At 68.8% G+C, this 13,620-nt stretch carries 7 protein-coding genes and 1 tRNA gene; 7 read left to right on the top strand and 1 reads right to left on the bottom strand.

All coding sequences use genetic code 11. The features are described 5' to 3' along the window. Positions 1 to 4: 4 nt before the first annotated feature. The 5 genes from gltB to QE416_RS12590 all read left to right on the top strand — a co-directional run bounded on the left by gltB (position 5) and on the right by QE416_RS12590 (position 8,402). Complete coding sequence (gene gltB / locus QE416_RS12610; RefSeq protein ID WP_210075205.1) at positions 5 to 4,582, top strand: glutamate synthase large subunit; 4,578 nt, start codon at positions 5 to 7, stop codon at positions 4,580 to 4,582. Beyond that, the gene (locus QE416_RS12605; RefSeq protein ID WP_267787371.1) at positions 4,575 to 6,041 is read left to right on the top strand and encodes a glutamate synthase subunit beta; all 1,467 of its coding nucleotides are present in this window, start codon (positions 4,575 to 4,577) and stop codon (positions 6,039 to 6,041) included. The genes gltB and QE416_RS12605 overlap by 8 nt, the downstream gene beginning before the upstream one ends. 54 nt (positions 6,042 to 6,095) lie before the next feature. Beyond that, the gene (gene pyk / locus QE416_RS12600; protein ID WP_210075209.1) at positions 6,096 to 7,541 is read left to right on the top strand and encodes a pyruvate kinase; all 1,446 of its coding nucleotides are present in this window, start codon (positions 6,096 to 6,098) and stop codon (positions 7,539 to 7,541) included. An 89-nt stretch (positions 7,542 to 7,630) separates the two neighbouring features. After that, positions 7,631 to 7,711: transfer RNA gene (locus QE416_RS12595), tRNA-Leu, on the top strand. A gap of 70 nt (positions 7,712 to 7,781) precedes the next feature. After that, on the top strand, positions 7,782 to 8,402 hold the full coding sequence (locus tag QE416_RS12590; RefSeq protein ID WP_115918621.1) for an ANTAR domain-containing response regulator: 621 nt from the start codon (positions 7,782 to 7,784) through the stop codon (positions 8,400 to 8,402). A 143-nt stretch (positions 8,403 to 8,545) separates the two neighbouring features. On the opposite strand, the gene QE416_RS12585 is transcribed toward QE416_RS12590, so the two are convergent. Beyond that, positions 8,546 to 8,977: a hotdog fold thioesterase gene (locus tag QE416_RS12585; RefSeq protein WP_307316672.1), complete on the bottom strand. Its 432-nt coding sequence runs from the start codon at positions 8,975 to 8,977 to the stop codon at positions 8,546 to 8,548. Between the two features lie 60 nt (positions 8,978 to 9,037). Here QE416_RS12585 and polA point away from each other — a divergent pair, with 60 nt between their 5' ends. Next, the gene (gene polA / locus QE416_RS12580) at positions 9,038 to 11,674 is read left to right on the top strand and encodes a DNA polymerase I (protein ID WP_307316671.1); all 2,637 of its coding nucleotides are present in this window, start codon (positions 9,038 to 9,040) and stop codon (positions 11,672 to 11,674) included. Between the two features lie 183 nt (positions 11,675 to 11,857). Continuing rightward, positions 11,858 to 13,534 carry a DUF885 domain-containing protein gene (locus QE416_RS12575; protein ID WP_307316669.1) on the top strand — a complete coding sequence of 559 codons (1,677 nt, stop codon included), beginning with the start codon at positions 11,858 to 11,860 and terminating at the stop codon, positions 13,532 to 13,534. Positions 13,535 to 13,620: the final 86 nt, after the last annotated feature.

Genomic DNA, 13,620 nt, shown 5'->3' with positions numbered 1-13,620 from the left:
TGATATGGCTTCCAGCCTGCGTTCCGACACCGTCGGAGGCGCATTCCCCGCCCGCCAGGGAATGTACGACCCGTCGTTCGAGAAAGACGCCTGTGGCCTCGCCATGGTCGCCACTCTCCGCGGCGAAGCCGGACACGACATCATCGATCTGGCGCTGACGGCGCTGCGCAACCTCGAGCACCGCGGTGCCATCGGTTCCGACGCGGGCACCGGTGACGGTGCCGGCATCCTGACCCAGATGCCCGACGCGTTCCTGCGCGCGGTCGTCGGCTTCGACCTGCCGCCGGTGGGGGAGTACGCCGCCGGAATGGTGTTCCTGCCGCTCGGCCACGACGAGCGCGCCGCGATGAAGGCGGGGATCGAAGAGATCGCGCGCCACGAGAACCTCGAGGTGCTGGGCTGGCGCGAGGTGCCGGTCGAGCACGAGAACCTCGGCAAGCTCGCCTACGAGGCCCGCCCGGCATTCGAGCAGCTCTTCGTCTCACGCCCCGCCACGGGCGACCAGCCGGCGCTCTCGGGCATCGCGCTCGACCGTCGGGTGTACCGCCTGCGCAAGCGCGCGCGGCACGAGCTCGAGGCGTACTTCGTCTCGCTGTCGAGTCGGACGCTCGGCTACAAGGGCATGGTCACCACGCTCCAGCTCGAGCCGTTCTACCCCGACCTGCAGGACGAGCGCTTCGCATCCGAGCTCGCGGTCGTGCACTCGCGGTACTCGACCAACACCTTCCCGTCGTGGCCGCTCGCGCAGCCGCTGCGCATGCTCGCGCACAACGGCGAGATCAACACCGTCAAGGGCAACCGCAACTGGATGCGGGCTCGCCAGTCGCAGCTCGAGTCCGAGTTGATCGGCGACGTGCGCCCGCTGCTGCCCATCTGCACCGAGGGCGCCAGCGACTCGGCATCCTTCGACGAGGTCCTCGAGCTGCTGACCCTCACCGGCCGCAGCCTGCCCCACGCGATCATGATGATGGTCCCCGAGGCGTACGAGAAGCAGGCGACGATCGACCCCGCCCTGCGCGCCTTCTACGACTTCCACTCCATGCAGATGGAGCCCTGGGACGGACCCGCCGCCCTCATCTTCACCGACGGCACCCTCGTCGGTGCGACCCTCGACCGCAACGGCCTGCGTCCGGGGCGCTGGACCGAGACCACCGACGGCCTTGTCGTCATCGGCTCGGAGACCGGCGTGCTCGACTTCGCGCCGGAGCGCATCAAGCGCCGCGGACGCCTCCAGCCCGGTCGCATGTTCCTCGTGGACACCGCCCAGCGCCGCATCGTCGACGACGAGGAGATCAAGTCCGACCTCGCCGCCCTCCACCCGTGGGGCGAGTGGGTCGACAAGGGTCGGGTGAAGCTCAGCGAGCTGCCCGAGCGCGAGCACATCGTGCACCCCATCGCCTCGATCACGCGTCGACAGCGCACCTTCGGCTACACCGAAGAAGAAGTGCGCATCCTGCTGACGCCGATGGGCCAGGGGGGTGCCGAACCTCTCGGCGCGATGGGCAGCGACGCCCCCGTCGCGGTGCTCAGCGACCGCCCGCGCCTGCTGTTCGACTACTTCTCGCAGCAGTTCGCGCAGGTCACCAACCCGCCGCTGGACTCGATCCGAGAAGAGGTCGTGACCTCGCTGTCGTTGGGTCTCGGCCCCGAGCGCAACCTCCTCGACTGGGGTCCCGAGCACACCCGCACGGTGACGCTCGACTTCCCCGTGATCGACAACGACGAGCTGGCCAAGATCCAGCACATCGACACGGCCCTGCCGGGGCGGTCGTCGGTGACGATCCGCGGCCTGTACCGCGTCGAGGCCGGGCACAAGGGGCTGCAGAAGCGCCTCACGCAGATGTGCACCGAGGTCGACCAGGCCATCGAGGACGGCGCCGAGTTCATCGTGCTCAGCGATCGCGACTCGAACAAGGATCTGGCGCCGATCCCGTCGCTGCTCATGCTCGCGGCCGTCCACCACCACCTCATCCGCAAAGAGACGCGCATGAAGGTGGGTCTCGTGGTCGAGGCCGGCGACGTGCGCGAGGTGCACCACGTGGCGACCCTCATCGGCTACGGCGCGTCGGCGGTCAACCCGTACCTGGCGATGGAGACCGTCGAGTACCTCGTGCGTGCCGGATTCATCACGAACGTCACCCCCGAGAAGGCCGTCAAGAACCTGATCTACGCGCTCGGCAAGGGCGTGCTGAAGATCATGTCGAAGATGGGCATCTCGACGGTGTCGTCGTACGCGGGAGCCCAGGTGTTCGAGGCCGTGGGCCTGTCGCGCGACTTCATCGACGCCTACTTCACCGGCACCGAGACCAAGCTCGGCGGTGTGGGCCTCGACGTCATCGCGGCCGAGAACGCCGCACGCCACGAGTACGCCTACCCGCAGGACGCGGCGGCGCGGGCGCACGAGCGGCTGTGGACCGGTGGCGAGTACCAGTGGCGCCGCGACGGGGCCCCGCACCTGTTCAACCCCGACACGGTGTTCCGTCTGCAGCACGCCACGCGCGAGCGCCGGTACGACATCTTCCGCGAGTACACGCAGCTGATCGACGACCAGGCGCACGAGCTCAAGACCCTCCGCGGTCTCTTCGGGCTGCGCACCGGCACCCGCCCCGCGGTGCCCATCGACGAGGTCGAGCCGGTCTCGGCCATCGTCAAGCGCTTCTCGACCGGTGCCATGAGCTACGGCTCGATCTCGAAAGAGGCGCACGAGGTGCTCGCCGTCGCGATGAACCGCATCGGCGGCAAGTCGAACACCGGCGAGGGCGGAGAAGACGTCGACCGTCTGCTCGACCCCGAGCGCCGCAGCGCCATCAAGCAGGTGGCATCCGGTCGCTTCGGAGTGACGAGCCTGTACCTCACCAAGGCCGACGACATCCAGATCAAGCTCGCGCAGGGCGCCAAGCCCGGCGAGGGAGGTCAGCTGCCGCCGACCAAGGTGTACCCGTGGGTGGCGCGCACGCGTCACGCGACCGCCGGCGTCGGGCTCATCTCGCCGCCGCCGCACCACGACATCTACTCGATCGAAGACCTCAAGCAGCTCATCTTCGACCTCAAGCGCGCCAACCCCTCGGCTCGCATCCACACGAAGCTCGTCAGCCAGTCGGGCATCGGTGCGGTCGCGGCGGGTGTCGCCAAGGCGCTGAGCGACGTCATCCTGGTCTCGGGCCAGGACGGCGGCACGGGCGCGAGCCCGATGAACTCGCTCAAGCACGCGGGCACCCCGTGGGAACTGGGCCTGGCCGAGACGCAGCAGACGCTCATGCTCAACGGCATGCGCGACCGCGTGGTCGTGCAGGTCGACGGGCAGATGAAGACCGGGCGAGACGTCATCATCGGCGCGCTGCTCGGCGCCGAGGAGTTCGGCTTCGCCACCGCCCCGCTCGTCGTCTCGGGCTGCATCATGATGCGCGTGTGCCACCTCGACACCTGCCCCGTGGGCGTCGCGACGCAGAACCCGGTGCTGCGCGAACGCTTCACCGGCAAGGCCGAGTACGTCATCAACTTCATGGAGTTCATCGCCCAGGAGGTACGCGAGTACCTCGCCGCGATGGGCTTCCGCTCGATCGACGAGATCGTGGGACGTTCGGAGCTGCTGGATGCCAATGAGGCGATCCAGCATTGGAAGGCTCGGGGCCTCAACCTGTCGCCGATCCTCGAAGGACCCCGCTTCGCCGAGGACGAGCCGCGCCGCCACGCCCGCAACCAGGACCACGAGCTCGAGGACCACTTCGACGTACAGCTCATCGAGCGCGCGCAGGACGTGATCGCCAACGGCGGTCAGCTCACGATCGACCTGCCGATCCGCAACACCGCTCGCGCGGTGGGGACCATGCTCGGCCACCACGTCACCAAGGCGCGGGGCGAGCACGGTCTGCCGGAGAACTCGATCGACGTGCGTCTGACGGGCTCGGCCGGGCAGTCGTTCGGCGCGTTCATGCCCGCCGGCATCACGCTGCGCCTGGAGGGCGACTCGAACGACTACGTCGGCAAGGGCCTGTCGGGAGGAACGATCGTCGTCCGCCCGCCCCGTGGCTCGACGTTCGCGGCCTCCGAGAACGTCATCGCCGGAAACGTCATCGGCTACGGCGCCACGCAGGGGCAGATGTTCCTGAACGGCGTCGTCGGCGAGCGGTTCCTCGTCCGCAACTCGGGTGCCACCGCGGTCGTCGAGGGCGTGGGCGACCACGCGCTCGAGTACATGACCGGCGGCCTCGCCGTGATCCTCGGCGCCACGGGTCGTAACCTCGGCGCCGGAATGTCGGGCGGCCAGGCCTACGTCTACAAGCTCGACCGTGATCTGGTGAACCGCGAGGCCATGGCATCCGGTGAGCTCGAGCTCGGTTCCCTCGGATCGGGGGATGCCGAGATCCTCCGCGACCTGCTCGAGAAGCACGTCGCAGAGACCGATTCCACGCTGGCCCGTCGTCTGCTCGACGACTTCGAGGCCGAGGTGGACAACTTCGTCCGGGTGCTGCCGCGCGATTACGCCGCTGTGCTGCAGACCCGCCAGGAGGCGGTCACCGAGGGGCTCGACCCCGACGGCGACGTCGTCTGGAAGCGCATTCTGGAGGTGACGGGTGGCTGACCCGAAGGGCTTTCTCAAGGTCACGGAGCGCGAGCTCCCTCAGCGCCGGCCGGTGCCGGTGCGCATCATGGACTGGAAAGAGGTGTACGAGCCGGGTGATTCGGCCGTCATCAAGCGCCAGGCCGGTCGGTGCATGGACTGCGGCATCCCGTTCTGTCACAAGGGCTGTCCGCTCGGGAACCTGATCCCCGAGTGGAACGACCTCACGTGGCGCGGCGAGGGCCGCGCGGCGATCGAGCGCCTGCACGCGACGAACAACTTCCCGGAGTTCACCGGTCGCCTGTGCCCCGCGCCGTGCGAGAGCTCGTGCGTGCTCGGCATCAATCAGCCGGCCGTGACGATCAAGCAGGTCGAGGTCTCGATCATCGACGAGGCGTTCGGCAACGGCTGGGTCGAGCCCGAGCCGCCCGAGCGCCTGACCGGCAAGACGGTCGCCGTCGTGGGCTCCGGCCCCGCCGGCCTCGCCGCCGCCCAGCAGCTCACGCGCGCCGGTCACACCGTTGCGGTGTTCGAGCGCGACGACCGCATCGGCGGTCTGCTGCGCTACGGGATCCCCGACTTCAAGATGGAGAAGCGCCACCTCGAGCTGCGCCTTCGCCAGATGCAGGCCGAGGGCACGCGCTTCCGCGCCGGCGTCGAGATCGGCAAGGACGTGTCGTGGAGCGACCTGCGGGCCCGCTACGACGCCGTCGTGGTGGCGACCGGCTCCACCGTGCCGCGCGACCTGGCGATCCCGGGCCGCGACCTCGACGGGGTGCACTACGCCATGGAATACCTCGTCGAGGGCAACAAGGCCGTCGCGGGCGATCAGGTGCCGCACCAGATCACGGCGGAGGGCAAGCACGTCGTCGTCATCGGCGGCGGCGACACCGGAGCCGACTGCATCGGCACGGCGCACCGTCAGGGCGCGTTGAGCGTGACCAACCTCGCGATCGGCAAGCAGCCCCCGTCCGAGCGCCCGGCCGAGCAGCCCTGGCCGATGATGCCGAACCTCTTCGAGATGGCATCCGCTCACGAAGAGGGCGGAGAGCGTTCCTTCCTCGCCTCGACCGTGGAGTTCCTCGGCAACGCCGCGGGAGAGGTGCGCGCCCTGCGCGTGGCCGAGACCGAGTACGTCGACGGACGACGCGTGCCCAAGAGCGGCACCGAACGCGAGATCCCGGCCGACCTGGTGCTCATCGCGATGGGCTTCACCGGCCCGGAGCGCGAGCACCTCGAGAGCCAGCTCGGCACGCAGTTCACGAACCGCGGCAACGTGGAACGCGACGCGACCTACGCCACCACCACCCCGGGAGTGTTCGTCGCCGGCGACGCCGGTCGCGGACAGTCCCTGATCGTGTGGGCCATCGCCGAAGGCCGCGCGGCCGCCGCCGAGGTCGACACGTTCCTCATGGGCGAGACGGTGCTACCCGCACCGGTGCGCCCGACCGATGTCGCCATCGGCCTCCTGCCCGCCTAAGCTGGCAAGGGCCGATCGGCCACTTCCCGAAAATTTCACGGAGCTTGAAACCGGATGAGACGCGCCAAGATCGTCGCAACACTCGGGCCCGCCACGTCGTCGTATGAGATGGTTCGCGCCATCATCGACGCCGGCGTCGATGTCGCCCGCCTGAACCTGAGCCACGGAGACTACTCCGTGCACGACGCCAACTTCGCCAATGTGCGCAAGGCGGCGGAAGACGCCGGACGCCCGGTCGCCGCCCTGGTCGACCTGCAGGGCCCGAAGATCCGTCTCGGCAAGTTCGAGAACGGCCCTCACGACCTGCTTCCCGGCGACATCTTCAAGATCACCATCGAGGACATCCTCGGCACCAAGGAGATCGTCGGCACCACGTTCAAGGGCCTGCCCCAGGACGTCCGCCCCGGCGACTTCCTGCTCATCGACGACGGCAAGGTCCGCGTCGAGGTCGTCGAGACCGACGGCACCGTCGTCACCACCAAGGTCATCGTCGGCGGCCCCGTGTCCAACAACAAGGGCATCAACCTGCCCGGCGTGGCCGTGAACGTCCCCGCCCTGAGCGAGAAGGACGAGGCGGACCTCCGCTGGGGCCTGAACGCCGGCGCCGACCTCATCGCCCTCTCGTTCGTCCGCGATGCGAAAGACATCGAGCGCGTGCACGAGATCATGGCCGAAGAGGGACGCTACGTGCCCGTCATCGCCAAGATCGAGAAGCCGCAGGCGGTCGACAACCTCGAAGAGATCATCGACGCGTTCGACGGCATCATGGTCGCCCGCGGCGACCTCGGCGTCGAGCTGCCGCTCGAGGCCGTGCCGATCGTGCAGAAGCGCGCGGTCGAGCTGGCCCGCCGCATGGCGAAGCCCGTCATCGTCGCGACGCAGATGCTCGAGTCGATGATCACCAGCCCGGTTCCCACGCGCGCCGAGACCAGCGACGTCGCCAACGCCGTCCTCGACGGCGCGGACGCGGTCATGCTCTCGGGTGAGACCAGCGTGGGCGACTACCCGGTCGTGGTCGTCGAGACCATGGCCCGCATCGTCGCCTCGACCGAGGAGCACGGCCTGGAGCGCATCGCACCCCTGACCAACAAGCCCCGCACGCAGGGTGGCGCCATCACCCTCGCCGCCGTCGAGGTCGCCGACTTCGTCGAGGCGAAGTTCCTCTGCGTCTTCACCGAGTCGGGAGACTCGGCGCGTCGCATGTCGCGCCTGCGCTCGACCATCCCGATGATCGCGTTCACGCCCGAGCCCGGCATCCGCCGTCGTCTCGCGCTGACGTGGGGTGTGCGTTCGACCCTGGTCGAGCACGTGTCGCACACCGACAAGATGTTCCTGCAGGTCGACGACTATCTCCTGAGCCACAAGCTGGCCGAGGTGGGAGACAAGGTCGTCGTGATCTCGGGTTCCCCTCCCGGAATCGCTGGCTCGACGAACGACCTGCGCGTGCACCGCGTCGGCGACGCCGTCCACGGCGCGGCCCCGGTCTACAAAGAGGTTTGACCCTCGAAGGCGCGCGCCGGGTCCGCCCGGCGCGCGCCTTCGCGTTCCCACCCCGGCGTCCACGCCGGTAAGTTGGGTACGCAACACCTGCCGGTGTGGCGGAATGGCAGACGCGGGGCACTCAAAATGCTCTGTCGAAAGACGTGTGGGTTCGAGTCCCACCACCGGTACCCGAGACAGCACCCGAGCGATCGGGCTGTGATCCGGGGCTTCACGCCCCACCAGACTTAGGATGGTTCCGTGACTGATCAAGAAGCCGTTCCGGCCAACGCTCCGGCCGCCCCCCGACGCGTCGTGGTCGCGGAAGACGAGTCGCTCATCCGCCTCGACATCGTCGAGATCCTTCGCGACAACGGCTTCGACGTCGTGGGCGAGGCCGGCGACGGCGAGACCGCCGTCCAGCTCGCCACCGAGCTTCGTCCCGATCTCGTGATCATGGACGTCAAGATGCCGCAGCTCGACGGGATCAGCGCCGCCGAGAAGCTCAGCAAGAACCACATCGCCCCCGTCGTGCTCCTCACCGCTTTCAGCCAGAAGGAGCTCGTCGAGCGCGCCAGCGAGGCCGGCGCCCTGGCGTACGTCGTGAAGCCGTTCACGCCGAACGACCTGCTCCCCGCGATCGAGATCGCCCTCGCTCGCTACGAGCAGATCATCACGCTCGAGGCCGAGGTCGCCGATATGGTCGAGCGCTTCGAGACCCGTAAGCTCGTGGACCGCGCGAAGGGCCTGCTCAACGAGAAGATGGGGCTGAGCGAGCCCGAGGCTTTCCGCTGGATCCAGAAGGCGTCGATGGACCGCCGCCTCACCATGCAGGACGTCGCCAAGGCGATCATCGAGCAGCTGGCCCCCAAGAAGGCCTAGTCAGAATCCTCCGTCAAATGGATGCCGCTTCGGTGGCATCCATTTTTCGTTTCGACGTGTACCGGGTGGGGCCGGGATTGTCGGGTCCACCGTGACATCGCGTTCGATGCGAACCCTTCGACGAGCTCGAGGGCTTCGCGGCGTCAGGGACGCGGGGCGTCCTTGATCATGTTGGTGATGCGGATCGTCGAGCAGCGGCGGCCCTGCTCGTCGGAGACGGCGATCTCGTGCACGGTGAGCGAGCGGCCGAGGTGGACCGGCGTGCACACGCCCGTCACGATCCCCGATGTCGCCGAACGGGTGTGCGTGGCATTGATGTCGATGCCGACGGCGAGTTTGCCCGCCCCGGCGTACAGATTCGCGGCCATGGAGCCGAGCGACTCGCCCAGCACCACGTAGGCGCCGCCGTGCAGCAGGCCGACCGGCTGCGTGTTGCCCTCGACCGGCATGGTGGCGACGCTTCGCTCGACCGAGAACTCGACCCACTCGATGCCCATCTTCTCGGCCAGGGCGCCCATTCCGCGCTCCTTCGCCCAGTCGAGGCCGGAAGTCGTGTCGGGGGTCGTGGAGGTCATCATCGCCTTCGATCGGGCCGGGGCCGGGGGAGTGTCCGTGGTTCTCGTTACGCTGGAGGGGTGACGGATGCCGAAAAGCCTACTCTCCTCGTCGTCGACGGCCATTCGCTGGCGTATCGGGCGTTCTACGCCCTGCCGGTCGACAACTTCTCGACGAAGGACGGCCAGCACACCAACGGCATCTACGGCTTCCTGTCGATGTTCGTCAACCTCGTCAAGGCCGAGAAACCCACGCACCTCGCCGTGGCGTTCGACACCTCGCGCCAGTCGTTCCGCACCCGCGAGTACGCCGAGTACAAGGCGAATCGCAGCGAGTCGCCCGCCGAGTTCAAGGGCCAGATCCCTCTCCTGCAGGACTGCCTGCGTGCGATGGGCGTGCCGGTGCTCGCGAAAGAAGACTTCGAGGCCGACGACATCCTCGCGACCCTCGCCACACAGGGTGAGGAACAGGGCTTCGAGGTGCTCGTGTGCTCGGGCGACCGCGACACGATCCAGCTGGTCACCGACGACGTGACGCTGCTCTACCCGAACGTGCAGGGCGTCTCGCAGCTCAAGCGGTACGACACCGCCGCCGTGATCGAGAAGTACGGCCTGCCGCCCGCGCAGTACCCCGAGATCGCGGCGCTGGTCGGCGAGACCAGCGACAACCTGCCGGGTGTGCCCAAGGTCGGCGAGAAGACCGCGGTCAAGTGGCTGACGCAGTGGGGCTCGCTCGACGCGCTTCTCGACAACGCCGACAAGATCACCGGTGTGGTGGGCGGTAATCTGCGAGAGCACATCGACGGCGTGCGCCGCAACCGCACCCTCAACCGTCTGCTGCGCGACGTCGAGCTGCCCGTCGGCCCGCGAGACCTCAAGATGCACCCGCTCGACGCCCAGGCGGTGCGCGACATCTTCGCGCGCCTCGAGTTCCGCACCCTGCTGCCGCGCGTGTTCGACGCGCTCGGCGTCGACGCCGGCGAGGGAGAGGAACAGCGCCCCACCGCGACCGCTCCGGCCCCCGCGCGTCTCGACGCCGAGGCCCTGGCAGCCTGGGCCGCCGCGGCCGAGGGCCCGGTCGGCGTCACTGTCACGCTCGAGGGCTCGCAGCCCACCGCGATCGGTCTCGCCTCGGCCGACGCCGCGGTCGAGACCGAGTGGACGGATGCCGTGGGCGACGCGCTCGCGTCGTGGCTGGCATCCGATGCCCCCAAGGTGTTCGCCGATGCGAAGCCGCAGATCAAGGCGCTGGCCCGCCGTGGCCTGACCGTCGGCGCTCTCGCGTTCGACGTCGTGCTCGCGGGGTGGCTCGTGCGGCCGAGCTTCCCCGACAAGACCCTCGGCGACCTCGTGGAGCGCGTGCTCGACGAGAAGCTCCCCGTGGCGGATCCCACCCAGCTCGTCCCCGAGACCGAGGGGGCGACCCCCGGGCAGCTGTCGTGGTTCGCCCGCCGGGTGGCCGAGGCCCAGCGGGCCGAGCTCCCCGGCCGCGTCGCCGAGGTGCTGGACGACATCGAGCTGCCCACGCTCACGGCCCTGGCCGACATGGAGCTCGCCGGCGTCGCCGTCTCGCACGAGAAGCTGTCGAGCTTCTCGAGCGAGCTGGCCGCCCGCGCCGACGCCCTGGCGCGCGACGCCTACGCAGCGATCGGTCATGAGGTCAACCTCGGCTCGCCGAAGCAGCTGCAAGAGGTGCTGTTCGACGAGCTGCAGCTGCCGAAGACCCGCAAGACGAAGAGCGGGTACACGACGGATGCCGCGGCCCTCGCCGACCTGCAAGAGAGCGCCGACCACCCCTTCCTCGACCTGCTGCTGCGCCACCGTGAGGCGACCAAGCTGAAGCAGATCATCGACGCCCTCGACGCCGCGACCGGTGCGGACGGCCGCATTCACACCACCTACGTGCAGACCGGCAGCCAGACCGGGCGTCTGTCGAGCACCGACCCGAACCTGCAGAACATCCCGATCCGCACCGAAGAGAGCCGGCGCATCCGCGCCGCGTTCGAAGTCGGCGAGGGCTACGAGACGCTGCTCACGGCCGACTACTCGCAGATCGAGATGCGCATCATGGCGCACCTCTCCGGCGACCCGGGGCTCATCGAGGCGTTCAACTCCGGTGAGGACCTCCACCGCTTCGTCGGCGCGCGCGTCTTCGGCGTCGAACCCGAAGACGTCACCCCGGCGATGCGCACCAAGGTCAAGGCGATGTCGTACGGCCTCGTCTACGGGCTCTCGGCGTTCGGGCTGTCGAAGCAGCTGCGCATCGAGCAGTCCGAAGCCAAGAAGCTCATGCTCGAGTACTTCGCCCGCTTCGGCGCGGTGCGCGATTACCTGCGGGGCTCGGTCGAGCAGGCGCGGCAGGACGGCTACACCGAGACCATCTTCGGTCGGCGCCGCCCGTTCCCCGACCTCACGAGCATGAACCGCGTCCTTCGCGAGAACGCCGAGCGCGCGGCTCTCAACGCCCCCATCCAGGGCAGTGCCGCCGACATCATGAAGGTCGCCCTGTTCCGCATCCGCGACGAGCTCGCGGCCGCGGGCCTGCGTTCGCGCGTGCTGCTGCAGATCCATGACGAGCTCGTCGTCGAGGTGGCGGCGGGGGAGTGGGATGCCGTCGAGCAGATCGTCCGCGCACGCATGGCCGACGCGGCCGACCTCTCCGTGCCGCTCGACGTGCAGATCGGCCGCGGCGGCGACTGGGACGAAGCGGGGCACTAGCGGCTCCGGCCACCCGCGAACCTGTGGCCCGTCGAACCGGCTGACCGGAGGAGATCCCGAGACCGGGAGCACCCACGGTGGCCACAGGCTCCTCCGTTCCCGGATCTCCGCCCGTCAGCTCACTCCGCACCGCTGCGCACGGGGGGACGTGCGGACCGGTCCCAGCTTCCCTAGGCTCGGAGGATGACTGACGCACAACGCACCCCCACGCCGATCGACACGATCGCCGACGCGTGGGTCGACACCCTGGCCGAGCGTAAACCGACTCGCGCGACCTACATCGGGCGTTTCGAGCACAACGGACGCTTCGGCGACTACAGCCCCCAGGGTGCCGAGGCCCTCATCGCCGACGCCCGCGCGAGCAAAGCGGCCCTCGACGGCGCCGACGCAGTCGATGCGATCGACACCGTCACCAAGATGGACCTGGGCCGCGAGCTCGCGCTGATGATCGAGCAGCACGAGGCGAAGACGCACCTGCGCGACCTGAACGTCATCGAGTCTCCCGCGCAGGACATCCGCTCGACCTTCGACCTCATGCCGACGGCGACCGTCGACGATTGGTCGACCATCTCGGCGCGACTCAAGGCCCTGCCGGGCGCGATCGACGGCTACATCTCGACCCTTCGTCAGGGCATCAGCGAGGGCATCGTTCCCGCTCGCCGCCAGGTGACCGAGGTGGTCACGCAGATCGCCCGCTACACCTCCGACACGGGGTTCTTCGCCGAGTTCGTGGGCGAGGCTGCTCCCGACGAGGGCCAGCTGCCGGCATCCCTCGCTCGAGACCTCTCGACCCACGCCAACGCCGCACGCGTCGCGTACGACTCGCTGGCGTCGTTCCTGTCGTCGGAGCTCGCTCCCGTGGCGGGCGAGACCGACGCGGTCGGGCGCGAGATGTACGCGCTGCACTCCCGGCACTTCCTGGGCGCCGAGATCGACCTCGACGAGACCTACGAGTGGGGCGTCGAGGAACTCGCGCGCATGGTCGCCGAGCAGGAGGCCATCGCGAACGAGATCCTGCCCGGCGCCAGCGTCGAAGAGGCGGTGGCCTTCCTCGAGAAGGACGAGTCGCGCAAGCTCCGCGGCACGAAGGCCCTGCAGGAATGGATGCAGCGAACGAGCGACAAGGCCGTCGAGGAACTCGGTCGCACGCACTTCGACATCGCCGAACCCATCCGCAACCTCGAGTGCATGATCGCGCCCACGAATGAGGGCGGGATCTACTACACCGGCCCGACCGACGACTTCTCGCGACCGGGACGCATGTGGTGGTCGGTTCCCGAGGGCGTCGACACGTTCGACACCTGGCGCGAGCTGACCACGGTCTACCACGAGGGCGTTCCCGGGCACCACCTCCAGATCGCGCAGGCCGTGTACAACCGCGCCCAGCTCAACTCGTGGCGGCGCCTTCTCGCGGGCACGAGCGGCCACGCCGAGGGCTGGGCGCTCTATGCCGAGCGCCTCATGGAGCAGCTGGGCTACCTCGACGATCCCGCCGATCGCCTCGGCATGCTCGACGGGCAGCGCATGCGCGCCGCCCGCGTGGTGCTCGACATCGGCGTGCACCTGCAGAAGCCGCGCCTGGACGGCACCGGCGTGTGGGACCACGACTACGCTCTGGCGTTCATGATGAAGAACGTGAACATGAGCGAGGAGTTCGTGCGCTTCGAGGTGAACCGCTACCTCGGCTGGCCCGGACAGGCGCCGTCGTACAAGGTCGGTCAGCGCATCTGGGAGCAGGTGCGCGACGAAGAGGAGCAACGCCGCGGTTCCGACTTCTCGATGAAGCAGTTCCACACGCGCGCGCTGGACATCGGCGGGGTCGGTCTCGACACGCTGCGCGCAGCGCTGGCATCCGCCTGATCTCCCCGAGGGGCGTCGCCGAGTCGGCGCCCCTCGGCGATGCGGGGGAATACCCCGTCGTCGCGTAAAGTTCATTCATCCGAATG

Origin of the sequence: Microbacterium sp. SORGH_AS_0421, assembly GCF_030818635.1 — a bacterium.
Taxonomy (GTDB): Bacteria; Actinomycetota; Actinomycetes; order Actinomycetales; family Microbacteriaceae; genus Microbacterium.
Note: the sequence above shows the minus strand (reverse complement) of the source record. Positions and strands in the feature narration are given on the sequence as shown.

Bases quoted from the DNA above. Each gene is read 5' to 3' on its own strand.
- gltB (WP_210075205.1), top strand. From the start codon at position 5: ATGGCTTCCAGCCTGCGTTCCGACACCGTCGGAGGCGCATTCCCCGCC.
- pyk (WP_210075209.1), top strand. From the start codon at position 6,096: ATGAGACGCGCCAAGATCGTCGCAACACTCGGGCCCGCCACGTCGTCG.
- QE416_RS12585 (WP_307316672.1), bottom strand. From the start codon at position 8,977: ATGACCTCCACGACCCCCGACACGACTTCCGGCCTCGACTGGGCGAAG.
- QE416_RS12575 (WP_307316669.1), top strand. From the start codon at position 11,858: ATGACTGACGCACAACGCACCCCCACGCCGATCGACACGATCGCCGAC.